At 61.3% G+C, this 25,885-nt stretch carries 23 protein-coding genes; 18 read left to right on the top strand and 5 right to left on the bottom strand.

Annotated features, from left to right (window positions below):
- Window positions 1–94: 94 nt before the first annotated feature.
- The gene (ompR, locus tag QYQ93_RS02230; protein ID WP_043047388.1) at window positions 95–835 is read right to left on the bottom strand and encodes a two-component system response regulator OmpR; all 741 of its coding nucleotides are present in this window, start codon (window positions 833–835) and stop codon (window positions 95–97) included.
- Window positions 836–1,192: 357 nt separating this feature from the next.
- Here ompR and QYQ93_RS02225 point away from each other — a divergent pair, with 357 nt between their 5' ends.
- The 7 genes from QYQ93_RS02225 to tauD all read left to right on the top strand — a co-directional run bounded on the left by QYQ93_RS02225 (window position 1,193) and on the right by tauD (window position 9,380).
- Window positions 1,193–3,517 carry a Tex family protein gene (locus tag QYQ93_RS02225; RefSeq protein WP_338476222.1) on the top strand — a complete coding sequence of 775 codons (2,325 nt, stop codon included), beginning with the start codon at window positions 1,193–1,195 and terminating at the stop codon, window positions 3,515–3,517.
- Window positions 3,517–3,900, top strand: coding sequence for a PaaI family thioesterase (locus QYQ93_RS02220; RefSeq protein WP_043047390.1), 384 nt, complete (start codon window positions 3,517–3,519; stop codon window positions 3,898–3,900). Before QYQ93_RS02225 ends, QYQ93_RS02220 begins: the two co-directional genes overlap by 1 nt.
- A gap of 214 nt (window positions 3,901–4,114) precedes the next feature.
- Window positions 4,115–5,698, top strand: coding sequence for a glutamate--cysteine ligase (gene gshA, locus QYQ93_RS02215; RefSeq protein WP_338476221.1), 1,584 nt, complete (start codon window positions 4,115–4,117; stop codon window positions 5,696–5,698).
- A gap of 222 nt (window positions 5,699–5,920) precedes the next feature.
- On the top strand, window positions 5,921–6,898 hold the full coding sequence (gene tauA, locus QYQ93_RS02210) for a taurine ABC transporter substrate-binding protein (RefSeq protein ID WP_043047392.1): 978 nt from the start codon (window positions 5,921–5,923) through the stop codon (window positions 6,896–6,898).
- A gap of 17 nt (window positions 6,899–6,915) precedes the next feature.
- Window positions 6,916–7,695 (top strand): taurine ABC transporter ATP-binding subunit, encoded by a 780-nt coding sequence (tauB, locus tag QYQ93_RS02205; protein WP_043047393.1) that lies wholly within the window; start codon window positions 6,916–6,918, stop codon window positions 7,693–7,695.
- Complete coding sequence (tauC, locus tag QYQ93_RS02200; RefSeq protein WP_217881144.1) at window positions 7,692–8,528, top strand: taurine ABC transporter permease TauC; 837 nt, start codon at window positions 7,692–7,694, stop codon at window positions 8,526–8,528. Before tauB ends, tauC begins: the two co-directional genes overlap by 4 nt.
- 3 nt (window positions 8,529–8,531) lie before the next feature.
- Window positions 8,532–9,380, top strand: coding sequence for a taurine dioxygenase (tauD, locus tag QYQ93_RS02195; RefSeq protein WP_338476219.1), 849 nt, complete (start codon window positions 8,532–8,534; stop codon window positions 9,378–9,380).
- A gap of 128 nt (window positions 9,381–9,508) precedes the next feature.
- Here tauD and mgrA read toward each other — a convergent pair whose 3' ends face one another.
- The 3 genes from mgrA to epsC form a co-directional block, all read right to left on the bottom strand.
- Window positions 9,509–10,546, bottom strand: coding sequence for an L-glyceraldehyde 3-phosphate reductase (gene mgrA, locus QYQ93_RS02190; RefSeq protein ID WP_043047396.1), 1,038 nt, complete (start codon window positions 10,544–10,546; stop codon window positions 9,509–9,511).
- Window positions 10,547–10,686: 140 nt separating this feature from the next.
- Window positions 10,687–12,648, bottom strand: a complete 1,962-nt coding sequence (betT, locus tag QYQ93_RS02185) for a choline transporter BetT (protein WP_164486656.1) — start codon at window positions 12,646–12,648, stop codon at window positions 10,687–10,689.
- 414 nt (window positions 12,649–13,062) lie between these two features.
- A complete protein-coding gene (gene epsC, locus QYQ93_RS02180; protein ID WP_057010541.1) occupies window positions 13,063–13,989 on the bottom strand; it encodes a serine O-acetyltransferase EpsC in 927 nt (308 codons plus the stop codon).
- 166 nt (window positions 13,990–14,155) lie between these two features.
- On the opposite strand from epsC, the gene QYQ93_RS02175 reads away from it, so the two are divergent.
- From QYQ93_RS02175 to QYQ93_RS02125, 11 genes are all read left to right on the top strand, one after another.
- Window positions 14,156–15,151: a D-cysteine desulfhydrase gene (locus QYQ93_RS02175; RefSeq protein ID WP_217881142.1), complete on the top strand. Its 996-nt coding sequence runs from the start codon at window positions 14,156–14,158 to the stop codon at window positions 15,149–15,151.
- Window positions 15,152–15,428: 277 nt separating this feature from the next.
- Window positions 15,429–16,223, top strand: coding sequence for a cystine ABC transporter substrate-binding protein (tcyJ, locus tag QYQ93_RS02170; protein ID WP_043047400.1), 795 nt, complete (start codon window positions 15,429–15,431; stop codon window positions 16,221–16,223).
- A complete protein-coding gene (gene tcyL, locus QYQ93_RS02165) occupies window positions 16,223–16,888 on the top strand; it encodes a cystine ABC transporter permease (RefSeq protein WP_003187646.1) in 666 nt (221 codons plus the stop codon). Before tcyJ ends, tcyL begins: the two co-directional genes overlap by 1 nt.
- A 3-nt stretch (window positions 16,889–16,891) precedes the next feature.
- The gene (tcyN, locus tag QYQ93_RS02160) at window positions 16,892–17,638 is read left to right on the top strand and encodes an L-cystine ABC transporter ATP-binding protein TcyN (RefSeq protein WP_043047401.1); all 747 of its coding nucleotides are present in this window, start codon (window positions 16,892–16,894) and stop codon (window positions 17,636–17,638) included.
- Between the two features lie 370 nt (window positions 17,639–18,008).
- Window positions 18,009–18,806, top strand: coding sequence for a hypothetical protein (locus QYQ93_RS02155; protein ID WP_043047402.1), 798 nt, complete (start codon window positions 18,009–18,011; stop codon window positions 18,804–18,806).
- A gap of 187 nt (window positions 18,807–18,993) precedes the next feature.
- On the top strand, window positions 18,994–20,235 hold the full coding sequence (locus QYQ93_RS02150) for an SfnB family sulfur acquisition oxidoreductase (protein ID WP_338476217.1): 1,242 nt from the start codon (window positions 18,994–18,996) through the stop codon (window positions 20,233–20,235).
- Between the two features lie 39 nt (window positions 20,236–20,274).
- Window positions 20,275–21,468, top strand: coding sequence for an SfnB family sulfur acquisition oxidoreductase (locus QYQ93_RS02145; RefSeq protein WP_338476216.1), 1,194 nt, complete (start codon window positions 20,275–20,277; stop codon window positions 21,466–21,468).
- The gene (locus QYQ93_RS02140) at window positions 21,468–22,820 is read left to right on the top strand and encodes an LLM class flavin-dependent oxidoreductase (protein ID WP_338476215.1); all 1,353 of its coding nucleotides are present in this window, start codon (window positions 21,468–21,470) and stop codon (window positions 22,818–22,820) included. Before QYQ93_RS02145 ends, QYQ93_RS02140 begins: the two co-directional genes overlap by 1 nt.
- A 142-nt stretch (window positions 22,821–22,962) precedes the next feature.
- Complete coding sequence (locus QYQ93_RS02135; protein ID WP_338476214.1) at window positions 22,963–23,778, top strand: MetQ/NlpA family ABC transporter substrate-binding protein; 816 nt, start codon at window positions 22,963–22,965, stop codon at window positions 23,776–23,778.
- A complete protein-coding gene (locus QYQ93_RS02130) occupies window positions 23,775–24,890 on the top strand; it encodes a methionine ABC transporter ATP-binding protein (RefSeq protein WP_338476212.1) in 1,116 nt (371 codons plus the stop codon). Before QYQ93_RS02135 ends, QYQ93_RS02130 begins: the two co-directional genes overlap by 4 nt.
- Window positions 24,880–25,524 carry a methionine ABC transporter permease gene (locus QYQ93_RS02125; protein WP_034117212.1) on the top strand — a complete coding sequence of 215 codons (645 nt, stop codon included), beginning with the start codon at window positions 24,880–24,882 and terminating at the stop codon, window positions 25,522–25,524. The genes QYQ93_RS02130 and QYQ93_RS02125 overlap by 11 nt, the downstream gene beginning before the upstream one ends.
- A 2-nt stretch (window positions 25,525–25,526) precedes the next feature.
- Here the strand turns inward: QYQ93_RS02125 and QYQ93_RS02120 are convergent, their stop codons facing one another.
- Window positions 25,527–25,715, bottom strand: coding sequence for a hypothetical protein (locus QYQ93_RS02120; protein WP_338476209.1), 189 nt, complete (start codon window positions 25,713–25,715; stop codon window positions 25,527–25,529).
- Window positions 25,716–25,885 lie beyond the last annotated feature (170 nt).

Genomic DNA, 25,885 nt, shown 5'->3' with positions numbered 1-25,885 from the left:
GGAACGAACGGCGCTCGCAGAATTGCAGACGCCGGGCATCCCGTCGCCCCTCATGGAGTCAAACGTCAGGATACCCGCCCCTGCAAAACATCGGTCACTTGGTAGCGGTGCCATCCGGCACGAACACATAACCCACACCCCACACCGTCTGGATGTACCGCGGCTTGGACGGGTCCGGCTCGATCATCCGGCGCAGCCGGGAGATCTGCACATCGATGGAGCGCTCCAGAGCGTCCCACTCCCGGCCACGAGCCAGGTTCATTAGCTTGTCACGAGTCAGCGGCTGGCGAGCGTTCATCACCAAGGCCTTGAGCACCGCGAATTCGCCGGTGGTGAGCATGTGCACTTCTTCGCCGCGCTTGAGCTCACGGGTGGCCAGGGACAGCTCGTAGTCGCCAAAGGTGACACTTTCGTCTTCGCTGCCCGGCGCACCCGGCACAGGTGCTGCCTGGCGACGCAATACAGCCTTGACCCGCGCCATCAGCTCGTCAGGGTTGAACGGCTTGGCCAGGTAGTCGTCAGCGCCCAGTTCAAGGCCCTTGATACGACTCAGCTCATCGCCCTTGGCGGTGAGCATGATGATAGGAATCAGGTTGTTCGCACCGCGCAGGCGCTTGCACGCAGTGAGGCCGTCTTCGCCGGGCAACATCAGGTCGAGTACCACCAGGTTGAACACTTCACGCCCCAGCAGGCGATCCATCTGCTCGGTGTTCGGCACCGCGCGGGCACGGTAGCCCTTGGAGTTGAAGAACCGCTCCAGCAGGCTGCTCAGCCCCGGATCGTCATCAACGATGAGAATTTTTTCGCCTTCAGCAGTTTGTGCGGTGCTGCTCATTGGATGCTCCTCTTATCTCGGCGCGCATTATGGCGTAGCTGCCGTTATACGCACCGTGTGCATTGTTAGCAGATTTTTCATCTACTGCCAGCGAACCCACGCCCCTACCACCTGCGGCGCAGTAGCCCCCAAGGGCAGAACGCTGGTTATAATGCGGCGCCTCCGTGCAGGGCAACGTCAGGACGTTACCGTTTGCTGCCGGGCTTTTTTTTCCCGCTTGTCGTGAATTTTTCGATTTCGAGGGTCAACAGACAGCCTCTTGACCCAGGCAGCGGCGCCAGTCGGGCCGCTCAACCAGTCTTGCCGGGCCTTGTTTTACGGGCTGGCGAGCTGATTTTAAGAATTTCAGGTGGTTTTATGGACAGCATCAACAGCCGCATCGCCGAGGAACTCGGTGTACGCCCACAACAGGTCGAGGCGGCCGTCGCTCTACTGGATGAGGGCTCCACGGTGCCTTTCATCGCCCGTTACCGAAAAGAAGTGACCGGCAGCCTCGACGATACCCAGCTGCGGCACCTGGAAGAGCGCCTGCGCTACCTGCGAGAACTCGACGAACGGCGTATCAGCATCCTCGCCAGCATCGAGGAACAGGGCAAGTTGACCCCTCAACTGGAACGAGACATCAAGCTGGCGGACACCAAGACCCGCCTAGAAGACCTTTACCTGCCGTATAAACAGAAACGTCGTACAAAGGGTCAGATAGCCCTCGAAGCCGGCCTGGGCGATCTGGCTGATGGCCTGTTCAACGATCCGTCGCTGACGCCGGAAAGCGAAGCCGCCCGCTTCATTGACGCTGAAAAAGGCATCGCCGACATCAAGGCCGCCCTGGAAGGCGCCAAGTACATCCTCATGGAGCGCTTCGCCGAAAATGCCAGCCTCCTGGAAAAACTGCGTACCTACCTGAAGCAGGAAGCCATCCTCAGCGCCCGCGTCATCGCCGGCAAAGAGGAAGAAGGCGCCAAGTTCCGCGACTACTTCGAGCACGACGAACCGCTCAAAAGCATGCCGTCCCACCGCGCCCTGGCGATTTTCCGCGGCCGCAACGAAGGTATTCTCAGCTCCTCGCTGAAAGTCGGCGACGAGCTACCGGGCGCAATGCACCCCTGCGAAGGCATGATCGCGCAACAATTCGGCATCCAGAATCAGAACCGTCCTGCGGACAAGTGGCTCGGCGAAGTCGTGCGCTGGACCTGGAAGGTCAAGCTCTACACTCACCTGGAAACCGACCTGCTCGGCGAACTGCGCGACGGCGCCGAAACCGAGGCGATCAACGTGTTCGCCCACAACCTGCACGACCTGCTGCTGGCCGCACCGGCCGGCCCGCGTGCCACCCTGGGCCTTGACCCGGGCCTGCGTACCGGTTGCAAGGTCGCCGTGGTCGACGCCACCGGCAAGTTGCTGGACCACGCCACCGTGTACCCCCACGTGCCACATAACAAATGGGACCAGACCCTGGCGATCCTTGCCGCCCTGTGCGCCAAGCACGCGGTGGACCTGATCGCCATCGGCAACGGCACCGCCAGCCGTGAAACCGACAAGCTGGCCGCCGAACTGATCAAAAAATACCCAGCCATGAAGATGACCAAGGTCATGGTCTCCGAGGCAGGCGCTTCGGTGTACTCGGCGTCGGAGCTGGCCTCCAAGGAGTTCCCGGACCTCGACGTGTCGATCCGTGGCGCTGTTTCCATCGCCCGTCGCCTGCAAGACCCGTTGGCCGAGCTGGTGAAGATCGACCCTAAATCCATCGGTGTCGGCCAGTACCAGCACGACGTGTCGCAGCTGAAACTGGCACGCGGCCTGGATGCGGTGGTGGAAGACTGTGTAAACGCCGTCGGCGTGGACGTGAACACCGCCTCCGTGGCGCTGCTGGCGCGCATCTCCGGCCTCAACGCAACCCTGGCGCAGAATATCGTCAGTCACCGCGACGAAAACGGCGCGTTCAAAACCCGCGCCGCGCTGAAAAAGGTCGCACGCCTGGGTGAAAAAACCTTTGAACAGGCTGCTGGTTTCCTACGCGTAATGAACGGCGACAACCCGCTGGACGCGTCTGCGGTTCACCCGGAAGCCTACCCATTGGTGCAACGTATTGCCGCCGAGACCGATCGCGATATCCGTTCGCTGATCGGCGATGCCGCGTTCCTCAAGCGCCTGGATCCAAAGAAGTACACCGACGAAACCTTTGGCGTGCCGACCATCACCGACATCCTGCAAGAACTGGAAAAACCTGGCCGCGATCCGCGTCCCGAGTTCAAGACCGCCGAGTTCCAGGACGGTGTCGAAGACCTCAAGGACCTGCAACCAGGCATGATCCTCGAAGGCGTGGTGACCAACGTGACCAACTTCGGCGCGTTTGTGGATATCGGTGTGCATCAGGACGGCTTGGTGCACATCTCCGCGCTTTCGGAGAAATTCATCAAGGACCCACGCGAAGCGGTGAAAGCCGGCGATGTGGTCAAGGTCAAGGTCATGGAAGTCGACATTCCGCGCAAGCGCGTTGGCCTGTCGATGCGCATGAGCGATACCCCTGGCGAGAAAATCGACGGCGCCCGTGGCGCGCGTCCGGGCTCGGCACCGCGCCAGTCGCAGAACAACGCGCCACGTAAGGAAACCGCGACGGCCGCACCGAGCAACAATGCCATGGCATCGCTGTTCGCCAACGCCAAACAGTTGAAGAAACGCTGATGCAAATCCCGGCCGGTTTGACCCAGAGCGCGTTCAGCGAACTGATCGGCTGCCGCCTCCAGCGCCTGGATGAGGGCGTTGCCGAGGTGGCCCTGGCCCTGGAGCCACACCTGCGCAACCGCGCAGGCAAGCTCCATGGCGGGGCGATTTTCAGCCTGGTGGACATTACGATGGGCCTGGCCTGTTCCAGCGCCCATGGGTTCGACCAGCAGAGCGCCACCATCGAATGCAAGATCAACTATATCCGTGCCGTGGAAGACGGTGAGGTGCTCTGCACCAGCCGGGTGATCCACGCCGGGCGGCGCACCTTGGTGGTCGAAGCCGACGTGTATCAAGGCGAAAGGCTTGTCGCAAAAGCGCAGGGCACCTTCGCTGTCCTATAGCTCCCCACCCTCGATTTGAGTTAATTTCGGCGCTGCAATAATAGCGTCGGAATTTTCTCGCTGCGCTGTAGCCCAATTCATTGAGTGAAGTAGGCATATTCAGAGCGGGTTAAATCGACTCAGAACCAGGCGATCACGCCAGTTTCAACTTCACCCTTGTAGACCGTCCTGCCCACCCCCATATTGGGGCGACTGACGCGTGAAGGAATCCAACTTGAGCGAACTTCTCAACCGCCGCCTGGCCCTGCTCGGCAAGCGCGAACACCTCTCCCTGCTAGAGCAGTGCTTGCACGGCATCGAGCGTGAATGCCTGCGTGTCACCAGCGAGGGTCGCCTGGCGCAAACGCCGCACCCTGAAGCCCTGGGCGCTGCGTTGACCAACGAACAGATCACCACCGATTACTCGGAATCGCTGCTGGAGTTCATCACCCCAGCCCTGCCCGACCCGGCCGACACCTTGGGCAGCCTGGACAAGATCCATCGTTTTGCCTATAGCAAGCTGGGCAACGAGTACCTGTGGAGCCCCTCGATGCCGTGCCCGTTGCCGGCCGAGGAAGATATTCCGATTGCCTACTACGGCACCTCCAATATCGGCCAGCTCAAGTACGTGTACCGCAAGGGCCTGGCCCTGCGATACGGCAAGACCATGCAGTGCATCGCCGGCATCCACTACAACTTTTCCCTGCCCGAACAGCTGTGGCCGCTGCTCAAGGAAAGCGAAGGATTTATCGGCACCGACCGCGACTACCAATCCACGGCCTATATCGCGCTGATTCGTAATTTCCGTCGCTACAGCTGGTTGCTGATGTACCTGTTCGGTGCATCACCGGCCTTGGACGCCGGCTTCCTGCGCGGGCGTTCGCACCAGCTGGAAGTGCTCGACGCCGATACCCTGTACCTGCCCTACGCCACCAGCCTGCGCATGAGCGACCTGGGTTACCAGAGCAATGCCCAGGCCGGCCTGACGCCCTGCTACAACGACTTGGCCAGCTACACCGACAGCCTGCGCGAAGCGGTGGCAACGCCCTACGCGCCCTATGTTGAAGTGGGCACGCATAAGGATGGTGAGTGGGTCCAGCTCAACACCAACATCCTGCAGATCGAAAACGAGTACTACTCCAACATCCGTCCCAAGCGCGTGACCTACACCGGCGAGCGGCCGATCCAGGCGCTAATGGCCCGTGGTATCCAGTACATCGAAGTACGCTGCCTGGATATCAACCCGTTCCTGCCGATGGGTATCGACCTGCCGGAATCACGTTTCCTCGACGCGTTCCTGCTGTACTGCGCACTGAACGACAGCCCGCTGTTTGCCAATAACGAGTGCGGTAATGCCACGTCCAACTTCCTCAGCGTGGTCAAGGAAGGTCGCCGTCCGGGCCTGCAATTGCAGCGTGAAGGCCAGGCGGTGGACATGAAGGAGTGGGCTGCCGAGTTGCTGGAGAAGATCGCCCCGTTGGCGGCCTTGCTTGATGAGAGCCACGGCATCACCGAACACAGCGAGGCGCTGGACGCCCAGTTGGCCAAGGTCAAGGATTCGTCCCTGACGCCCTCGGCCCAGGTGCTGGCGGCGATGGCCGAGCGCAAGGAGAGTTTTGCGCAATTCTCCCTGCATCAGAGCGAGGTGCATGCCGAGTACTTCCGCAAAGAACCTTTGGCGGCTGAGGAACAAGCGCGCTTCGAAGAGCAGGCCCGCACGTCGCTGGCACAGCAGGCGGAGCTGGAGCAGAACGAAGTGGGCGATTTCGATGTGTTTGTCGGGTCGTACCAGGCCAGTATCCTCGCCATCAGCAACTGATGGCTTGTGTGGGAGGGGGCTTGCTCCCGATGGCGGTCTTTCAGTCAATCATCCAGTGACTGTCATTCCGCTATCGGGAGCAAGCCCCCTCCCACATTGGTCCCTCGCATGCGCAGAATTTGCTTCATAAGCTAATTCGAAAAAGTTATTTATTTTAGAATTCTTAGATCATTTAGTCTCCTCACACGCCGACCCTCGGCCGCCTGATTGAGGAGCTTCCCCTTGAAACTGCTGACCCCTCTGCGCCTGTTGGCCGCGTTGTCCCTGGCCGGTGCCAGCCTGTTTGCCCAGGCGGCAGACGTGACCATTGCGTACCAGACCACCGTCGACCCGGCCAAAGTCGCCCAAGCCGACGGTGCCTATGAAAAAGCCACCCACGCCAAGATCGACTGGCGCAAATTCGACAATGGCGCCGACATCATTGCCGCCATCGCCTCCGGCGACGTGCAGATCGGCTATCTCGGTTCCAGCCCGCTGACCGCCGCGATAACCCGTAAGGTGCCGGTGCAAACCTTCCTGGTCGCCACCCAGATCGGCGGCGCCGAAGCACTGGTGGCGCGTAACGGTTCGGGGATCAACAGCCCCCAGGACCTGATCGGCAAAAAGATCGCCGTGCCCTTCGTTTCCACCGGCCACTACAGCCTGCTGGCGGCACTGAAGCACTGGAACATTGACCCGGCCAAAGTCACCATCCTCAACCTCGCCCCTCCGGCCATCATCGCCGCCTGGAAGCGCGGTGATATCGACGCCACCTACGTGTGGGACCCCGCCCTGGGCGTAGCCAAGGAAAACGGCCAGGTGCTGATCACCTCCGGCGAGCTGGCCAAGTTCGGCGCGCCGACTTTCGATGCCTGGATTGTGCGCAAAGACTTCGCCGAGAAGCATCCGGAAATCGTCACCGCCTTCGCCAAGGTCACCCTGGATGCCTACGCCGCCTACCGCAAAGACCCACAAGCCTGGCTCGCCGACACAGGCAATGTCGACAAACTGGTGAAACTCTCCGGCGCCAAGCCCAGCGATATCCCCTTGCTGCTGCAAGGCAACGTCTACCCGCTGGCCGCTGACCAGGTCACCCTGCTGGGCGCACCGACCACCCAGGCCGTCACCGACACCGCTGCGTTCCTCAAGGAACAAGGCAAGGTCGACGCCGTGCTGCCGGACTACGCCCCTTACGTCAGCGCCCAGTTCATCACCCACTGATTCAGGAGTTGATCGCGATGGCCTTGCTACAACTGGAGCGCATCAGCGCACAGTACCCAGGCGCCCCGGAACCGGTACTGTCTGACATATCCCTGGACCTCGGGCCCCAGCAACTGCTGGTCGCCCTCGGCCCGTCCGGCAGTGGCAAGACTTCACTGCTGAACCTGATCGCCGGTTTCGTCGAACCGTCTGCCGGGCGCATCACCCTTGACGGCGTGCCGGTCAAAGGCCCCAGCGCCGAACGCGGCGTGGTGTTCCAGGACGATGCCTTGCTGCCCTGGCAAGACGTGCTCGCCAATGTGGCTTTCGGCCTCGAACTGGCCGGCGTGCCCAAGGCGCAGCGCGAAGTTCGCGCCCGCGAAATGCTCGCCCTGGTGGACCTGGCCGGTTTCGACAGCCGCCGCATCTGGCAACTCTCCGGCGGCCAGAAGCAACGCGTCGGCCTGGCCCGTGCCTTGGCGGCAGACCCGCGGGTATTGCTGATGGACGAGCCCTTCGGCGCCCTGGATGCCTTCACCCGCGAACAGATGCAAGAGCTGCTGCTGCAAGTCTGGCGGCGCACCGCCAAGCCGGTATTGCTGATTACCCATGACATTGAAGAAGCGGTGTTCCTCGCCACGGACTTGATCCTGCTGGCACCCAACCCCGGCCAGATCGTCGAACGCCTGCAGCTGGATTTCGGCCAACGCTATGCCGCCGGGGAGTCGGCGCGGGCGATCAAGTCCGACCCGCGCTTTATCGAAACCCGCGAGCACGTATTGGGCAAGGTGTTCTCCCAACGGCAGGTGTACGCATGAGCAGCTACGAACTTCCCGCCACGGCCAGCAAGCGGGTGGCGCACGCCACTATCCCGGTACGCCGCAGCCTGAGCACGCGTTGGATCAGCGTCCTGACCCTGGTCGCCCTGCTCGCCCTCTGGTGGGCGGTGACCGCCACGGGCTTGATCGAACCTCTGTTCCTGCCGCCACCATCCGCCGTGTTGCAAAAAGGCTGGCTGCTGGCGACCACCGGCTACATGGATTCCACCTTGTGGCAGCACCTGGGCGCGAGCCTCAGCCGTATCGGCCTGGGCCTGGGCTTTGCGGTGCTGACCGCCGTACCGGTGGGGATTGCCATCGGTGCCAACCGTATCGCCCGTGGCATTCTCGATCCGCTGATCGAGTTCTACCGGCCGATTCCGCCCCTGGCCTATCTGCCGCTGATCGTGATCTGGTGCGGCATCGGCGAGCTGTCCAAGGTGCTGCTGATCTACCTGGCGATCTTCGCCCCGATTGCCATCGCCACTGCAACCGGCGTGCGCACCGTCGACCCGGCCAAACTACGTGCCGCGCAGTCATTGGGTGCCACCCGTGCACAACTGATTCGCCATGTGATCCTGCCCAGCGCCTTGCCCGACATCCTCACCGGGGTGCGTATCGGCCTGGGTGTGGGGTGGTCGACCCTGGTCGCCGCCGAGCTGATTGCAGCCACCAGCGGCCTGGGTTTCATGGTGCAGTCGGCGGCGCAGTTTTTGGTCACCGATGTGGTGGTGCTGGGGATCCTGGTCATCGCACTGATCGCCTTTGCCATGGAAATGGGCCTGCGCGCCCTGCAGCGTAAATTAGTGCCATGGCACGGCCAGGCACACTAAGTGATGAGAACTCAATTGAGCAGCCTGACCGTTACCCCATTAAGCACCGCCCTGGGCGCCCAGATCAGTGGCGTCGATATCACCCAGCCGCTGAGCGAGGCACATCGCGATGCCATCGAGCAGGCGCTGCTCAGCCACTCGGTGCTGTTCTTCCGGGACCAGGCGATCACCCCGCAGCAACAAGCGCGGTTCGCAGCGCACTTCGGCGACCTGCATATCCACCCGATCTACCCCAACGTGCCGGAACAGCCCGAAGTGCTGATCCTCGACACCGCCGTCACCGACGTGCGCGACAACGCGGTGTGGCACACCGACGTGACCTTCCTGCCGACGCCGGCCCTGGGCGCGGTGCTCAGCGCCAAGCTATTGCCGGCGTTCGGGGGCGATACCTTGTGGGCCAGTGGTATTGCGGCGTACGAAGCCTTGTCCGAGCCATTGAAAGTACTGCTGACTGGGTTGACCGCCACCCACGACTTCACCAAGTCCTTCCCGCTGGAGCGCTTCGGCAATAGCGCCGAAGACCTGGCGCGCTGGGAACAAACCCGCCGGAAAAACCCACCGCTGTCGCACCCAGTGGTGCGCACGCATCCGGTGAGCGGGCGTAAGTCGCTGTTTGTGAGTGATGGTTTTACCACCAAGATCAATGAACTTGAGCCGGCGGAGAGTGAAGCAATCTTGAAATTCCTGTTTGCTCACGCGACACGCCCGGAGTTCACCCTCCGCTGGCGCTGGCAGGAAAATGACGTGGCGTTCTGGGATAACCGCGTGACCCAGCATTACGCGGTGGATGACTACCGGCCACAGCGGCGGGTGATGCACCGGGCGACGATTCTTGGGGATGTGCCGTTCTAGAGCCTGGCGAAGTACAAATGTGGGAGGGGGCTTGCTCCCGATAGCAACCTGTCAGTCACCTCTGTGCTGGCTGATTCACCGCTATCGGGAGCAAGCCCCCTCCCACATTTTTGACCCAGTTGTGTCAGTTATTCAGCGGTCGATGGCTTTTCCCACAAGTTGATCCCACCTTCCTGCGCAAACCGATCAATCTCCGCCAGTTCCTCAGCACTGAAGCTCAGGTTCTGCAACGCCCCGACATTCTCGATGATCTGCTCCGGCCGGCTGGCACCGATCAGCGCACTGGTCACCCGTGGATCCCGTAAGGTCCACGCCAGGGCCAATTGAGCCAGGCTCTGACCACGGCGCTTGGCGATTTCATTCAGTGCGCGCACGTGGGCGATGTTGGCTTCGGACAGGTGCTGGGCTTGTAGGGAGCCGCCACCCGGGCGGTTGACTCGTGCATCGGCCGGTACACCGTTGAGATATTTATCAGTGAGCAAGCCCTGGGCCAGCGGCGTGAAGGCGATCACCCCGGCACCGAGTTCTTCGGTGGTGTCGAGCAGGTCTTTTTCCACCCAGCGGTTGAGCAGGTTGTAGGCAGGCTGATGGATCAGCAGCGGCACTTTCCACTCGTTGAGCAAGGCTGCGATTTCGCGGGTCTTCACACCGGAGTAGGAGGAGATGCCGATATACAACGCCTTGCCCTGCTGCACGGCGGTGGCAAGGGCGCTGGCGGTTTCTTCCAGGGGTGTGTCGGGGTCGAAACGGTGGGAGTAGAAGATATCCACGTAGTCGAGGCCCAGGCGTTGCAGGCTCTGGTCCAGGCTCGCCAGGATGTATTTGCGCGAACCACCGCCCTGGCCGTACGGGCCGGGCCACATGTCCCAACCGGCCTTGCTGGAGATGATCAGTTCGTCGCGATAGTGCTTGAAGTCTTCGCGCAGCAAGCGGCCAAAGTTGATCTCGGCGCTGCCATAGGGCGGGCCGTAGTTGTTGGCCAGGTCGAAATGGTTGATGCCCAGGTCGAACGCCGTGCGCAGCAAGGCGCGCTGAGTGTCGATCGGGGTGCTGTCGCCAAAGTTGTGCCACAGCCCCAGGGACAGTGCTGGCAACACCAATCCACTGCGACCTACGCGGCGATAAGGAATAGATTCATAGCGGTTTTCGGCAGCAATGTACGTCATCGAATCCTCTCTTGAGCTTGGGCAAATAAGGCCTGGGAATATCAATATTCCCAGGCCTTTTAAGCAGCTGAATCGCTTAAGTCTGCCTCTTCCTTTTACAGCAAAGGCCTACTTGAGAGGAACGGTTTACCGCATATTACTCAGCGCACCAGATGCAGGAACTGCAGGTGCCGCTCGTACTGGTCGAGGATGTCATTGATGATCTGTTCCTTGGTGTAGCCCACCAGGTCGTAGTCCTGGCTGCCCTCGCTCAAATGCACTTCCGCCCGGTAATAGCGGCGGTTGTTGATCTCTTTGGAGCCCATGCCACCGCGGGCAAACGACGGCGTGAAGTAGCCACGCATCTGCACCTGGTAGATAAACGGATGCTCCTCGCCATGCCCGATTTCCAGGCTGACGCTGTCGTTGGAGGGGTCTGGCTGAGTGACCACATTCAGGCCCTTCTCGACAAACACCGCCGTCACTTCCTCGATGGCCGGGCGCACCGTCGATTCGAGGAAGCGATACACCTCATCGCGAGACGGGAAGTGCACGGCCTGGCTCAGGCGCTGGCGCCAACCGCCACGGCCTTTGCGCGAAGCCGAAATCGGCGCCAGGGAATGCAACTGGGCGATCTGCTTCTGCGACTCGAGGTAGAACGCCTTGTGCAGCCCCCACATCATCAGCAGCAGAATCAGCGAGAACGGCAGCGAGGTCAGTACCACCGCTGACTTGAGCGAATCGATGCTGCCGGCAAACAGCAAGGCACTGGTGACCAGCGCGGTCATCGCGCCCCAGAACACCCGCAGCCACTTCGGCCCGTCTTCATCGGCGTTGCCGCCTTTGGACGACAGGGTAGACAGCACCACCGTGCCGGAGTCCGCCGAGGTCACGAAGAACACGAAGCTGATAAACACCGTGACCGCGATGACGGTCTTGCTCCACGGGTAGGTTTCCAGCAGCAGGTAGAGGCTCATCGACGGATCATCGATAGCCGACTGACCCAATGCGACCATGCCATGGTTGAGCACCTGATCGATGGCGCTGTTACCGAAAATCGACATCCACGCCAGGGTAAAGCCCAGCGGGATCAGCAGCACGCCGAACACGAATTCACGGATGGTGCGGCCACGGGAAATACGTGCGATGAACAGGCCAACGAATGGCGACCATGCGATCCACCAGGCCCAATAGAACACCGTCCAGCCACCCAGCCAGTCACTCGGCTTGTCGTAGGCATACACATCGAAACTCTTGGTGGGCAATGCGCCCAGGTAGTCACCGATGTTCTGGATCAGGGTATTGAGCAGGTGCTGGGTCGGCCCGGCAAACAACACGAACAGCAGCAGCGCACAGGCCAGCAGCATGTTGATGTCGGACATCACCCGCACACCTTTGTCGACACCGGCCACGGCAACGATGATCGCCGCGCCCATCATCAGGGTGATCAGGCCCACCTGGATCCACTGGGTGTGGGCAATGCCAAACAGGTAGTCCAGGCCGGAGTTGAGGTGCAGCACGCCAAAGCCCATGTCGGCGCCCAGGCCGAACACCGTGGCGATGATGCCGAAGCCATCCACCGCATAGCCGATAGGACCATTGATACGCTTACCGATCAGCGGGTACAGCGCCGAACGCAATGCCAGCGGCAGGTTATGCCGGTAGGCGAAATACGCCAGGGCCATGCCGACAAAGGCGAACACGCCCCAGCCATGCAGGCCCCAGTGCAGGAACAGCACCTGCATGGCCTGGCGCGCCGCATCGGCGTTCATTGCCTCGCCTTGGGGCGGTTGCACCAAGTGCGTCAACGGCTCCGAGACGCAGAAGAAAAACAGCGTGATGCTGATACCGGCGGCGAACAGCATGCCGGCCCAGGACAGGTAACTGAATTCGGGCTCGTCGTGGTCGGCACCGAGTTTTATCTTGCCGTAGCCCGATAGCGCGGTGACCACCACGAAGACCAGATACAGGGTCATCGCCAGCATGTAGTACCAGCCGACCGTATTGGCCGCCCAGTTTTGCGCCGCCAGCAGCCAGGCGCCGGCCTGTTGCGGTATAGCGATGACGGTAATGCCAAACAGCAGGATAAAAGTCGCGGCAAAGTAGAAAACGGGCGCATTCATGCGCACCAGGCCGCTGGATGGGGTGGACGATGCACTCATGAACGATGCACCCCTGGGGTGTGGGATGTGGCTGTAAATAACGGACTCAGCAAAGGTAAGCCTCCTGTTGTGAGCGGGCAGCGAACCACCGGGTTTAACTTGAACGAACGTTCAAGTTAAACATGAATAGGCGGTCCGGGACTAATCGCATGGCTGAGTGGTAGATGATTCCTACACTAGCTCAAGGATTGGTATGACGGATCTAAATGACAAATCGTTCAGTGATAACGTGTGAATTTGAACATGCGATTAAACAATGTGGGAGGGGGCTTGCTCCCGATTACGGTGGGTCAGCTACAGATAAGCTGACTGACCCACCGCTATCGGGAGCAAGCCCCCTCCCACATTGGTTTTGTGTAGTGCCTGAGTGCGCGGTTACTTCTGCGCCCCATCATCATGCTGCAAGTTCGCCTGGGTGATATTCGCCCCCGCCGGTACGCTGCGGGTCAGCCACACATTACCGCCAATGGTCGAGCCCTTGCCGATGGTAATCCGCCCCAGGATCGTCGCCCCGGCATAAATCACCACGTCATCCTCAACGATCGGATGCCGCGGATGGCCTTTTTGCAACTGCCCATCCTCGTCCGCCGGGAAGCGCTTGGCGCCCAGTGTCACGGCCTGGTAGATACGCACCCGCTCGCCGATGATCGCGGTCTCGCCAATCACCACGCCCGTGCCGTGGTCGATAAAGAAGCTCGGGCCGATCTGCGCACCGGGGTGGATATCGATGCCGGTGGCCGAGTGGGCGATCTCCGCGCTGATCCGCGCCAGCAGCGGCAAACCGGCCCGGTATAGATGATGAGCCAGGCGATGGTGGATAACCGCCAGGATGCCCGGGTAGCACAGCAGCACTTCATCCACGCTGCGGGCAGCCGGGTCGCCGTGGTAGGCGGCGAGTACGTCGGTGTCCAACAGGCTGCGCAGGGACGGCAGCGCCAGGGCGAAATCCTGGATCAGGCGAATGGCCAGGGCATCGACTTCACCAGCATCCTCACCGCCCTGACGTGCGGCGTAGCGCAACTCCAGGCGCGCCTGGGCAAGCAAGGCATTGAGCGCCACATCGAGGGTGTGCCCTACATAGAAATCTTCGCTTTCTTCGCGCAGGTCCACCGGGCCCAGGCGCATGGGGAACAGCGCACCACACAAGGCTTCAAGGATCTGCGCCACTGCCTCGCGGGACGGCAATTCGCGGCCACCATGCTCGCCACTCAAGCGCCCGTTGCGCGTTCGCCACTGGTCGCGGGCGCCGCGCAGCTGGCTGACGATGGTCTGCAATTGCCAATGACTGGAACGCTCACTCACGGTATTCACTCCTGACGAAATGGCCATCACTTTACGGTATGGACCTGGCGGCGCTTAAGAACCAATGGTATGAGACTAAGAACTATTGTTCATAAGCAATTGGCGGTTGCCCGATGAAAAGTGCCTGCCTATAGTCCCCCACATCACTCAGTCACCGTGCGTAGCCATGATCAAACAACAGCTTGACCGTTTTAACCGTCTGGAACTGCTGGGCGGTGCTACCGCTTTGGAAAAGCTCGAGCGGCTGTCGGCCTGGCTGGGCAGGGACATTTACGTCAAACGCGATGACACCACACCGTTGGCCATGGGCGGCAACAAGCTGCGCAAACTCGAATACCTGGCAGCCGACGCCATCGCCCAGGGCGCAGACACCCTGGTCACCGCCGGCGCCATCCAATCCAATCACGTACGCCAGACCGCCGCGCTGGCGGCCAAGCTGGGCCTGGGTTGCGTGGCCCTGCTGGAAAACCCCACCGGCACCGATAACATCAATTACCTGGGCAATGGCAACCGCCTGCTGCTGGACCTGTTCGACGCCAAAGTGGAATTGGTGGAAAACCTCGACAACGCCGACGACCAACTCAACGCCCTCGCCGACCGCCTGCGCAGCAATGGCAAGAAACCGTACCTGGTGCCGATCGGCGGCTCCAATGCCCTCGGCGCTTTGGGCTATGTGCGTGCCGGGCTGGAGTTGGCCGCACAGATTGAAGACAGCGGCATTGAATTCGCCGCCGTAGTGCTCGCCTCGGGCAGCGCCGGGACCCACAGCGGCCTGGCCTTGGCCTTGAGCGAAGTGCTGCCGCAGTTGCCGGTGATCGGCATCACGGTGTCGCGCACCGAAGAAGCGCAGTTTCCCAAAGTACAGGGCCTGGCCGAACGCACCGCCGAGTTGCTCGGTATGGATATGCCCGAAGCCTTCAAGGTGACCTTGTGGGACGAGTATTTCGGCCCTCGGTATGGCGAGCCAAATGCCGGCACTCTATCTGCGATCAAACTTTTGGCCAGCCAGGAAGGTCTGCTGCTGGACCCGGTGTATACCGGCAAGGCCATGGCCGGTTTGCTGGACGGCATCGGGCGTCAGCGATTTGAGGACGGGCCGATTATTTTCCTGCATACCGGTGGGGCGCCGGCGTTGTTTGCCTACGACTGCGTATTTAATTGACTAAGCAGGATTAAAATGTAGGAGGGGCTTGCTCCCGATAGGGGAGTATCAGTTTATGCCTGTATCACTGACCCACCGCTATCGGGAGCAAGCCCCCTCCCACGTTAGACCTAATTCATATTCAAAAAAAGAATATAAATTGGCATTTTTATTATTTTCAAGTCTTAAAAACCCGCTTTATCATCGCGCCGCAGAAGAAGACGCACACCGCGCTTTAAGGCAGGATACGACAACCGCGTCACCTGCTTCGCTCACCATAAAAACACAGGGGCTCTCCATGACTATTTCTGTATTGCGTCGCACGCTACTGGTTGGCACATTGGGCCTGGCGCTTGGCGCTGGCTGGCTGGGCCAGGCGGTTGCCGGCGAACAGCTGGGCAACATCAAGAAAGCCGGCGAGATCAAGATCGGCCTGGAAGGCACCTACCCACCCTTCAGCTTCGTCGATGAAAGCGGCAAGCTCAGCGGGTTCGAGGTGGAGTTGTCCGAAGCCCTGGCCAAGGAGTTGGGCGTCAAGGTCAAGCTACAGGCCACCCCGTGGGACGGCATCCTCGCCGCCCTGGAATCCAAGCGCCTGGACGCCGTGGTCAACCAAGTGACCATCTCCGAAGAGCGCAAGAAAAAGTACGACTTCTCCAAGCCCTACACCGTTTCCGGTATCCAGGCGCTGACCCTGGCGAAGAACGTCGACACCATCAAGACTGCCGACGACCTGGCCGGCAAGAAAGTCGGCGTAGGCCTGGGCACCAACTACGAACAATGGCTCAAGGACAACCAGCCTAAAGCCATTATCAAGACCTATAACGATGACCCGACCAAGTTCCAGGACCTGCGCATCGGCCGTATCGACGCGATCCTGATCGACCGCCTGGCCGCCCTGGAGTACGCCAAGAAAGCCAAGGACACCGCCGCAGCCGGCAACGCCTTCTCACGCCAGGAATCCGGGATTGCCCTGCGCAAAGGCGAGCCTGAACTGCTCGACGCGGTGAACACGGCCCTCGACAAGCTGCGCGCCGACGGCACCTTGAAGAAGCTGTCCGAGAAGTACTTCAACGCTGACGTCACTCAATAATGGAAGCAGGTTTCCAACTCGCGCTGGACTCCGCGCCCTTTCTGCTCAAGGGCGCGTACTACACGGTAATCCTCAGCCTTGGCGGGATGTTTTTCGGCTTGCTGCTGGGCTTCGGCCTGGCGCTGATGCGCCTGTCGCGCTTCAAGTTGCTCAGCTGGACGGCCAGGGTCTACGTGTCGTTCTTTCGCGGCACGCCGTTGCTGGTGCAACTGTTCCTGATCTACTACGGCTTGCCGCAAGTGGGCATCGAGCTGGACCCGATCCCGGCTGCCATGATCGGCTTTTCGCTGAACATGGCCGCCTACGCCTGTGAAATCCTGCGGGCCGCCATCGCCTCCATCGAGCGTGGCCAGTGGGAAGCCGCCGCCAGTATTGGCATGACCCGTGCGCAGACCCTGCGCCGGGCCATTTTGCCGCAGGCCATGCGTACAGCCCTGCCGCCCCTGGGCAACAGCTTTATCTCGCTGGTCAAGGACACTGCGCTGGCCGCCACCATCCAGGTGCCAGAGCTGTTCCGCCAGGCCCAACTGGTGTCGGCGCGTACCTTCGAAATTTTCACCATGTATCTGTCCGCGGCCCTGATCTACTGGATCCTGGCGAGTATTCTGGCGCATCTGCAAAACCGTCTGGAAGACCGCGTCAACCGGCATGACCTGGAGTCTTGAAGCATGATCGTGGTTGAGAAACTGACCAAGCAATTCAACGGCCAGGTGGTGCTCAACGGCATCGACCTGGAGGTCAAGGCGGGCGAAGTGGTCGCCATCATCGGACCCAGCGGCTCCGGCAAGACCACCTTCCTGCGCTGCCTGAATTTCCTCGAAGAGCCCACCAGCGGCCGCATCAAGGTCGGTGACATAGAGATCGACAGCAGCAGGCCGCTCAACCAGCAACAGGGCCTGGTGCGGCGCCTGCGCCAGCATGTGGGCTTTGTGTTCCAGAACTTCAACCTATTCCCGCACCGCACCGCGCTGGAAAACGTCATCGAAGGGCCGATCGTGGTCAAGAAGATGCCGCGGGAAGCGGCGACCGAACTGGGGCGCAAGCTATTGGCCAGGGTCGGCCTGGCGGGCAAGGAAGCGTCCTACCCACGGCGGTTGTCCGGCGGCCAGCAACAGCGTGTGGCGATTGCCCGGGCGCTGGCCATGGAGCCGGAGGTGATCCTGTTCGACGAACCCACCTCGGCCCTTGACCCGGAACTGGTGGGCGAAGTGCTGGCGACCATCCGCAGCCTGGCCGAAGAAAACCGCACCATGGTCATCGTTACCCACGAGATGAGCTTTGCCCGGGATGTGGCCAACCGGGTGATTTTTTTCGACAAGGGCGTGATCGTCGAACAGGGCGAAGCCAAGGCGTTGTTCGCCAATCCCAGGGAAGAGCGAACCAGGCAGTTTCTGAGCAAATTCCTCGCCCACTGACCCACCCTCTGTAGGAGCGAGCTTGCTCGCGAAAAACGCCCAGGCAACTCGGTCAATCTGATTCACCGCGTTATCGTTGACGTTCTTCGCAAGCAAGCTCGCTCCTACAACGAGTTACCGCTCCAGCGCTTAAAATACCCCGCCGTAACAACCTTAAAGTCCCCCTCCCCGTCAGACTCTTCTGAATATCTTCAAAGCCGCCGTTTAGCCTTTTGCCTCCATTGACGCTCCGCGGCCAACCCTCTTATCTAGCGCCTTGAGGATTGGATCCTATCCCGGCTACTGACTGAATCGTTCCTTTCGAACCGCCTTGCGCCTGTGTGCCGGGAGCTCGGAACGATTGCTGCTGGCTGCATCAAGGAGATTACTGATGACACACACCCAAATCCCGGCCACGCTCACTGCCCCCAAATTGCCCCAGGCGATTGGAAGCGGCATCAGCGCCCTGGCCTCCACGCACTTGCAAGTAGACATTTCACCCTACCCTGGCATGGAAGAAGGCGACCTGATCGAACTGTTCTGGAATAACTGCTTCGCCGCTTCGCGCAAGGTGACCGCTGGCAAGATCGGCACGTTCACCCACCTGTGGGTACCGGAAAGCTTTGTGCAGGACGGCCCCGCGCGCGTCCACTACCAGGTCCTGCAGATCGGTCATGGGCCTATACGCTCTGCTGCGACCCTGGTGCGGGTCAAAACCAACTACCCCGGCGGCCTGCCCTCGTCTCTTCTGAACCACGAAAGGGGTGATGAAAACCAGAACCTCGCCCCCGTCGGCCTGCCTGAAACCATCCGCCGCTATGGCGTCAACAGCTGCCAGGTACGCCGCGGCATCCCGCTGACGATCGAGCCTTACTTGAACATGAGCACCGGAGACGCCATCACTCTGCGCTGGGGTGACGTACGCCTGGACCTGCCGAAAATCCAGGCCGGGAACGTAGGCCTGGCGGTACAGGTGTGGGTGCCCTCCCAGGTGATTATCGAAGCGGGCGACGACTGCCGGTTGGACGTCACCTACTGCATTCTTGATCGCGTCGGCAATAATTCCCGTTGGGCGCCCGCCCGCACTTTGCGCATCGCCGCCTGCGCGTCAGCAGCAACAACCCGCCCTGCCTCGCCCGCGCCAGGCTATCAACCACGTCGCTTCGGCTCACCTTGTGAACCGGGGTGACAGCCCTTCTATGCATATTCCTAAAAGTTAGTTTATTTAAAGAATTAACACGCTTAGGGTATATGCACCGGACCACCGGACATTCCTGATTTTTCAGTTTTTATTTCATTGAATGCGAGGTCGGTATGGTCAGAATTACCCCGGTGCATAACGCCAGGGCATTGCGTGCAGCCAAGGAGCGGCGCTGATGTCTAACTTGGCTCTAACACCCACCCAGAGTGATCTGGACGTAGCCCCCCTGCTGTTGCCGGCCACGGTTTTGCGCGACGACGCCCAGGCGTTGAGCGCCGCCCACGAGCTGGCCCAGGCTGCACGCTTGCAGGCCGCCAAGCGCGACCAGCAACGCAAGCTGCCGTGGGCACAGCTCGAACAATTCACCCGCAGCGGCTTGGGCAGTATTTCAATTCCCCGCGAATACGGTGGCCCGCAGGTGTCGTTCGTGACCCTGGCCGAAGTGTTCGCGATCATCAGCGCGGCCGACCCGGCCCTCGGGCAGATTCCGCAGAACCACTTCGGCATCCTGCATGTGTTGCAGAACACCGCCACCGAGCGCCAGAAAAAGCAGCTGTTCCAGAGCGTGCTCGACGGCTGGCGCATCGGCAACGGTGGCCCGGAACGTGGCACCAAAAACACCCTGGAACTCAAGGCGCGCCTCACGGCAGAAGGCGACGGGTTGGTGGTCAGCGGCCAGAAGTTCTATTCCACCGGCGCGCTGTTTGCCCACTGGGTCGCGATCAAGGCGCTGAACGATGACGGCAAGCAAGTCATGGCCTTCGTTCGGCGCGGCAGCGAAGGGCTGCGCATCGTCGATGACTGGTCGGGCTTTGGCCAACGCACCACCGCCAGCGGCACCGTCTTGCTCGACCGGGTGCGGGTCGACCCGGAGCTGGTTATCGACAACTGGCGCCTGGGCGAAAGCCCGAACATCCAGGGTGCCGTGTCGCAGTTGATCCAGGCCGCCATCGACGCCGGCATCGCCCGTGGTGCCCTGGACGACACCATAGCCTTCGTGCGTGAGCGTTCGCGCCCCTGGATCGACGCCAAGGTCGAACGGGCCAGCGACGACCTGTATGTGATCGCCGATATCGGCAGGTTGAAGATCGAACTGCACGCCGCCGAAGCGCTGCTGCGCAAGGCGGGCCAGGTGCTCGACGACGTCAGCGCCGCGCCAATCACCGCGCAATCTGCCGCGCGCGCGTCAATCGCGGTGGCCGAGGCGAAGGTGCTGACCACCGAAGTGTCGTTGCTGGTCACCGAGAAGCTCTTCGAACTGGCCGGCAGCCGCGCCACCCTCGCCGAATTCAACCTCGACCGTCACTGGCGCAACGCCCGGGTGCACACCCTGCACGACCCGGTGCGCTGGAAGTACCACGCTATCGGCGCCTATCGCTTGAACAGCATGTTACCGGCGCGCCACTCCTGGATTTAACCGACCAGAACACTTTTCCACGAGCTTCTGGAGAAACTCATGACCCTTTCTCACCCCGTCGCGGTTATCACCAGCGATGAACATGCCCTTATTGTCGCCAGTGATCTCGCTGAAGACTTGCGCCGTGACAGCGCCCAACGCGACCGTGAACGGCGTCTGCCGTTGCCCGAACTGGACGTGTTTTCCCGCTCCGGGCTATGGGGCATCAGCGTGCCCAAGGCCCACGGCGGCGCGGGCGTGTCCAACGTGACCCTGGCCAAGGTCATCGCGCTGATTGCCCAGGCCGATGGCTCCTTGGGCCAGATCCCGCAGAACCACTTCTACGCCCTCGAAGTGTTGCGCGTGAACGGCAGCCCCGAACAACAGCAGCGCCTGTACGCCGAGGTGCTGGCCGGCCAGCGCTTTGGCAACGCCTTGGCGGAGCTGGGTACCAAGACCGCCCATGACCGCGTGACCAGCCTCACCCGCGACGGCGATGGTTTTCGCATCAACGGGCGCAAGTTCTACGCCACTGGCGCTATCTATGCGCAACGCATTCCCACCTCGGTGGTGGATGAAAATGGCATCCAGCAGCTGGCCTTCGTGCCACGCGACAGCGCGGGCCTGACGGTGATCGACGACTGGAGCGGCTTCGGCCAGCGCACCACCGGCAGCGGTTCGGTGGTGTTCGACAATGTGTGGGTTGCGGCACAGGACGTGATCCCGTTCCAGAGCGCCTTCGAACGCCCGACCACCGTCGGCCCGCTGGCGCAGATCCTTCACGCGGCTATCGACACCGGCATCGCCCGCGCCGCCTTTGAAGATGCCTTGCACTTTGTGCGAACCAAGACCCGTCCCTGGATCGATTCCGGTAACGACAAAGCCACCGAAGATCCGCTGACCCTCAAAAGCTTCGGCCACCTGAGCATTCGCCTGCACGCTGCCGAGGCCTTGCTGGAGCGCTCCGGGGAATTCCTCGACCGCGCCCAGGCTGACAGCAATGCCCAGACCGTCGCCGCCGCATCCATCGCCGTGGCCGAAGCGCGCGCCTTGAGCACCGAGATTTCCCTGGCTGCCGGCAGTACCTTGTTCGAACTGGCCGGCAGCCAGGCGACGCTCGCCGAGCATGGCCTGGACCGCCACTGGCGCAACGCCCGGGTGCACACCCTGCACGACCCGGTGCGCTGGAAGTACCACGCCGTGGGCAACTACTACCTCAACGATGAAAACCCGCCGCTGCGGGGGACCATCTGATGAGCAAAAAGAAGATCCTGCTCAATGCCTTCAACATGAACTGCATCGGGCATATCAACCACGGTCTGTGGACTCACCCACGGGACAACTCGACCCAGTACAAGACCCTCGAATACTGGACCGAACTGGCGCAGATCCTCGAACGCGGGTTGTTCGATGGTTTGTTTATCGCCGACATCGTCGGTGTCTACGACGTGTATCAGAACTCGATTGACGTGCCGCTCAAGGAATCGATCCAACTGCCGGTCAACGACCCGTTGCTGCTGGTCTCGGCCATGGCCGCCGTCACCCGTAACCTGGGTTTTGGCCTGACCGCCAACCTCACCTACGAGCCGCCTTATCTGTTCGCCCGACGCATGTCCACGCTGGACCACCTGAGCCGTGGCCGAGTCGGCTGGAACATCGTCACCGGCTACCTCGACAGCGCGGCCAAGGCCATGGGCCTCTCCGAACAGGTCGAGCATGACCGGCGCTACGACCAGGCCGATGAGTATCTGGAAGTGCTGTACAAGCTTTGGGAAGGCAGCTGGGAAGACGACGCAGTGCTCAACGATCCACAGGCGCGGGTGTATGCGCAACCGGGCAAGGTGCACAAAGTCGAACACCACGGCGAGTTCTATCAGGTAGAGGGTTATCACCTCTGCGAGCCGTCGCCGCAGCGTACGCCGGTGCTGTTTCAGGCCGGCAGTTCCGAGCGTGGCTTGTTGTTCGCCGGGCGGCATGCCGAGTGCGTGTTTATCAGCGGGCAGAACAAGGCCTCAACCAAAATCCAGGTGGATAAGGTGCGCGCCAGCGCGGTGGAGGCGGGGCGCAAACCGGACGACATCAAGGTATTCATGGGCCTCAATGTGATCGTGGGCGCCACCGAAGAGTTGGCCTGGCGCAAGCACGCCGAGTACCTCAGCTATGCCAGCGCGGAAGCCGGCGTGGCGCATTTCTCGGCCTCGACGGCGATTGATTTCTCCCAATACGAACTGGACGAACCCATCCAGTACGTAAAGAGCAACGCAATCCAATCGGCTACCAAAAACCTGCAAAACAACGACTGGACCCGGCGCAAATTGCTCGACCAGCATGCCCTGGGTGGGCGCTATATCACCTTGGTGGGCTCGCCTGAACAGGTGGCGGATGAACTGGAATCCTGGATCAGCGCAACCGGGCTGGATGGTTTCAACCTGACGCGCATTGTGACGCCGGAGAGCTATGTGGATTTCATCGACATGGTGATACCGGAGTTGCAGCGGCGTGGCTCGTACAAGACCGAGTATGCGCAGGGCACGTTGCGGGAAAAAGTCTTCCACGGCACCGCTCGCTTACCCGAACAACACACCGGCTCCACCTACCGCCCCTGATCAAACATGTGGGAGGGGGCTTGCTCCCGATAGCAGTGGGTCAGACACAGCTGTATGCACTGACACTCCCCCATCGGGGGCAAGCCCCCTCCCACAGTTGACCCCGTGACTCTTACCAATACCTTATGACTGGAAATTGATTATGAAAAAGACCCTGCTCACCCACCCAGTCAAAGCACTGGCCCTGGCCTTCGGCTTATTCAGCTCGGCAGTATTCGCCGCCGATGCACCGTTGAAAATCGGCACTACCGCCGCCTTCGCCATCCCGCTGGAAGCGGCCGTGGAAGAAGCCGGCAAACAGGGCCTGAAAGTCGAGCTGGTGGAATTCACCGACTGGATCGCCCCCAACGTCAGCCTGGCAGCAGGCGATATTGACGTGAACTACTTCCAGCACATCCCCTTCCTAGAAAACGCCAAGGCCGCCGCCGGCTTTGACCTGGTGCCCTATGCCCCGGGCATCATCAACAACGTCGGGCTGTATTCGAAAAAGTACAAAAGCTTCAACGACCTGCCCGAAGGTGCCAGCGTGGCGATTGCCAACGACCCGATCAACAGCGGGCGCGGCCTGCAACTGCTGGCCAAGGCCGGATTGATCACCCTCAAGCCGGGGGTGGGCTACAAGGCCACCGAAGAAGATATCGTCAGCAACCCGAAAAAGATCAAGATCCTGCAAGTGGAAGCCGTGCAACTGGTGCGCGCCTATGACGATGCCGACCTGGTGCAGGGCTACCCGGCTTATATCCGCCTGTCCAAGACCTTCGATGCCGAGTCAGCGCTGCTGTTCGACGGCCTCGACCATCCGGAATACGTGATCCAGTTCGTCATCCAACCCAAGAGCAAAACCGACCCTCGGGTGATCAAGTTCGTCGACATCTACCAGCACTCGCCAGTGGTGCGTGCGGCGCTGGATAAATCCCTCGGCAAGCTCTACCAAGTCGGCTGGGAAGATAAGAAATGACCGCCGCCAACGCCCAACTGCGCGACCTGGGCCATGGGCCCAGCGACGCCGAGCAGACTGAACTACACCCGGACCTCAACCGCGCCCACGTGCGTTTTATCAACCTGGGCAAGACCTACGACGGCACGGTACACGCCCTGCAAGGCATCGACCTGGCGATCCAGCGTGGCGAAGTGTTCGGCATCATCGGCCGCAGCGGCGCCGGCAAGTCATCGCTGATCCGCACCATCAACCGCCTGGAGCAACCCAGCAGTGGGCGGGTGCTGATTGATCAAGTCGACATCGGCGGCTTCGACGAAGACCACCTGGTGGCGCTGCGGCGGCGCATCGGCATGATCTTCCAGCACTTCAACCTGATGTCGGCCAAGACCGTGTGGCAGAACGTCGAGTTGCCGCTCAAGGTTGCCGGCGTACCCAAGCCCCAACGTGAGCAAAAGGTGCGTGAGCTGTTGGAACTGGTGGGTTTGCAGGACAAGCACACCGCCTATCCGGCGCAGCTCTCTGGCGGGCAGAAACAGCGTGTTGGCATTGCCCGCGCGCTGGTGCATGACCCCGAGATTCTGCTGTGCGACGAAGCCACCTCGGCCCTTGACCCGGAAACCACTCAGTCGATCCTCGGCCTGCTGCGCGAAATCAACCAACGCCTGGGCCTGACCATCGTGCTGATCACCCATGAGATGGCCGTGATCCGTGAAATCTGCGACCGCGTGGTGGTGCTGGAACATGGGCATATCGTCGAGCAAGGCCCGGTGTGGCAAGTGTTCGGCACCCCCCTGCATGAGGTCAGCAAGACCCTGCTCGCACCGCTGCAACACGGCTTGCCGCCTGAATTGCAAAGCCGCCTGCAACCCACACAATCCTTGGCGGGCGCGGCGCTGGTGCTGCGCTTGCAATTCACCGGCAGCGATAGCGATGAGCCGGACCTCGCCGCCTTGTTCAGCGCCCTCGGCGGGCGCGTGCGCTTGTTGCAGGGCGGTGTGGAACGCATCCAGGGGCACGCCCTGGGGCAATTGCTGCTGGCGGTGAATGGCTCACCGCACAACGCCGAAGAACTGCGCAACCGCGCCAGCAATTGGGCGCAACAGGTGGAGGTGCTGGGTTATGTGGTTTGATCGTTTAGTGCAGGGCGCCATCGACACTCTGTTAATGGTCGGCGTGTCATCGCTGATCGCCTTGCTGGTAGGGATTCCCCTGGCAGTGTTCCTGGTCACCAGCGACAAGGGCGGCATCTATCAGGCGCCGGCCCTGAACCGCGTGCTGGGGGCGTTCGTGAACTTGTTCCGCTCCATTCCGTTCCTGATCCTGATGGTGGCGCTGATCCCCTTTACCCGCCTGATCGTCGGCACCACCTATGGCGTATGGGCGGCCGTGGTACCGCTGACCATCGCCGCCACGCCGTTCTTTGCACGCATCGCCGAAGTCAGCCTGCGCGAAGTCGACCACGGCCTGATCGAAGCCGCGCAGGCCATGGGCTGCCGACGCTGGCACATCATCTGGCACGTGCTGTTGCCCGAAGCGCTGCCGGGAATCGTCGGCGGCTTCACCATCACCCTGGTGACCATGATCAACTCATCGGCCATGGCCGGGGCAATTGGCGCCGGTGGCTTGGGCGACATTGCCTATCGTTATGGCTACCAGCGCTTTGACACGCAGATCATGCTCACGGTGATTGTGCTGCTGGTGGTCCTGGTGGCGGTGATCCAGTTGGGTGGTGATCGATTGGCGCGGGTGTTGAACAAGCGCTGAGGTCAGGGGCACTCATCCAATTGGGCCACGCTGGCATGGGGCACGAAGCTGACGGTTTGTTCCTTGGCCTGCCAGGGGCGCACGACATAACTGCCGTCCGAGTCGGCCATCACCCGCAGTTTCACGCTGCGCTGCGGGTGGGCGGCGTCTATCAGCACGCCGGGGACCTTGGCCCCGTCCGACCAACTCATCAGCGTACATACACGCCCTCCCGAAGCGAAACCTTGCAGCGGCAAGCCGCCCAATTTCGACCCGCTCGCGGGGATCAGTCCAAGGAAACAATGAGCGCAAAGGCCGCCAGTGATGCGAACGCCACCGGGTTCTTGTGATCGCGCATGCACACCACCAGGCAGGCGCCGCA

It is taken from the genome of Pseudomonas khavaziana (genome assembly GCF_036704165.1).
Taxonomy (GTDB): domain Bacteria; phylum Pseudomonadota; class Gammaproteobacteria; order Pseudomonadales; family Pseudomonadaceae; genus Aquipseudomonas; species Aquipseudomonas khavaziana.
Note: the sequence above shows the minus strand (reverse complement) of the source record. Positions and strands in the feature narration are given on the sequence as shown.

Bases quoted from the DNA above. Each gene is read 5' to 3' on its own strand.
- ompR (WP_043047388.1), bottom strand. From the start codon at position 835: ATGAGCAGCACCGCACAAACTGCTGAAGGCGAAAAAATTCTCATCGTT.
- QYQ93_RS02225 (WP_338476222.1), top strand. From the start codon at position 1,193: ATGGACAGCATCAACAGCCGCATCGCCGAGGAACTCGGTGTACGCCCA.
- QYQ93_RS02220 (WP_043047390.1), top strand. From the start codon at position 3,517: ATGCAAATCCCGGCCGGTTTGACCCAGAGCGCGTTCAGCGAACTGATC.
- tauB (WP_043047393.1), top strand. From the start codon at position 6,916: ATGGCCTTGCTACAACTGGAGCGCATCAGCGCACAGTACCCAGGCGCC.
- tauC (WP_217881144.1), top strand. From the start codon at position 7,692: ATGAGCAGCTACGAACTTCCCGCCACGGCCAGCAAGCGGGTGGCGCAC.
- tauD (WP_338476219.1), top strand. From the start codon at position 8,532: ATGAGAACTCAATTGAGCAGCCTGACCGTTACCCCATTAAGCACCGCC.
- mgrA (WP_043047396.1), bottom strand. From the start codon at position 10,546: ATGACGTACATTGCTGCCGAAAACCGCTATGAATCTATTCCTTATCGC.
- betT (WP_164486656.1), bottom strand. From the start codon at position 12,648: ATGAATGCGCCCGTTTTCTACTTTGCCGCGACTTTTATCCTGCTGTTT.
- QYQ93_RS02175 (WP_217881142.1), top strand. From the start codon at position 14,156: ATGATCAAACAACAGCTTGACCGTTTTAACCGTCTGGAACTGCTGGGC.
- tcyJ (WP_043047400.1), top strand. From the start codon at position 15,429: ATGACTATTTCTGTATTGCGTCGCACGCTACTGGTTGGCACATTGGGC.
- tcyL (WP_003187646.1), top strand. From the start codon at position 16,223: ATGGAAGCAGGTTTCCAACTCGCGCTGGACTCCGCGCCCTTTCTGCTC.
- tcyN (WP_043047401.1), top strand. From the start codon at position 16,892: ATGATCGTGGTTGAGAAACTGACCAAGCAATTCAACGGCCAGGTGGTG.
- QYQ93_RS02155 (WP_043047402.1), top strand. From the start codon at position 18,009: ATGACACACACCCAAATCCCGGCCACGCTCACTGCCCCCAAATTGCCC.
- QYQ93_RS02150 (WP_338476217.1), top strand. From the start codon at position 18,994: ATGTCTAACTTGGCTCTAACACCCACCCAGAGTGATCTGGACGTAGCC.
- QYQ93_RS02145 (WP_338476216.1), top strand. From the start codon at position 20,275: ATGACCCTTTCTCACCCCGTCGCGGTTATCACCAGCGATGAACATGCC.
- QYQ93_RS02140 (WP_338476215.1), top strand. From the start codon at position 21,468: ATGAGCAAAAAGAAGATCCTGCTCAATGCCTTCAACATGAACTGCATC.
- QYQ93_RS02135 (WP_338476214.1), top strand. From the start codon at position 22,963: ATGAAAAAGACCCTGCTCACCCACCCAGTCAAAGCACTGGCCCTGGCC.
- QYQ93_RS02130 (WP_338476212.1), top strand. From the start codon at position 23,775: ATGACCGCCGCCAACGCCCAACTGCGCGACCTGGGCCATGGGCCCAGC.
- QYQ93_RS02125 (WP_034117212.1), top strand. From the start codon at position 24,880: ATGTGGTTTGATCGTTTAGTGCAGGGCGCCATCGACACTCTGTTAATG.
- QYQ93_RS02120 (WP_338476209.1), bottom strand. From the start codon at position 25,715: ATGAGTTGGTCGGACGGGGCCAAGGTCCCCGGCGTGCTGATAGACGCC.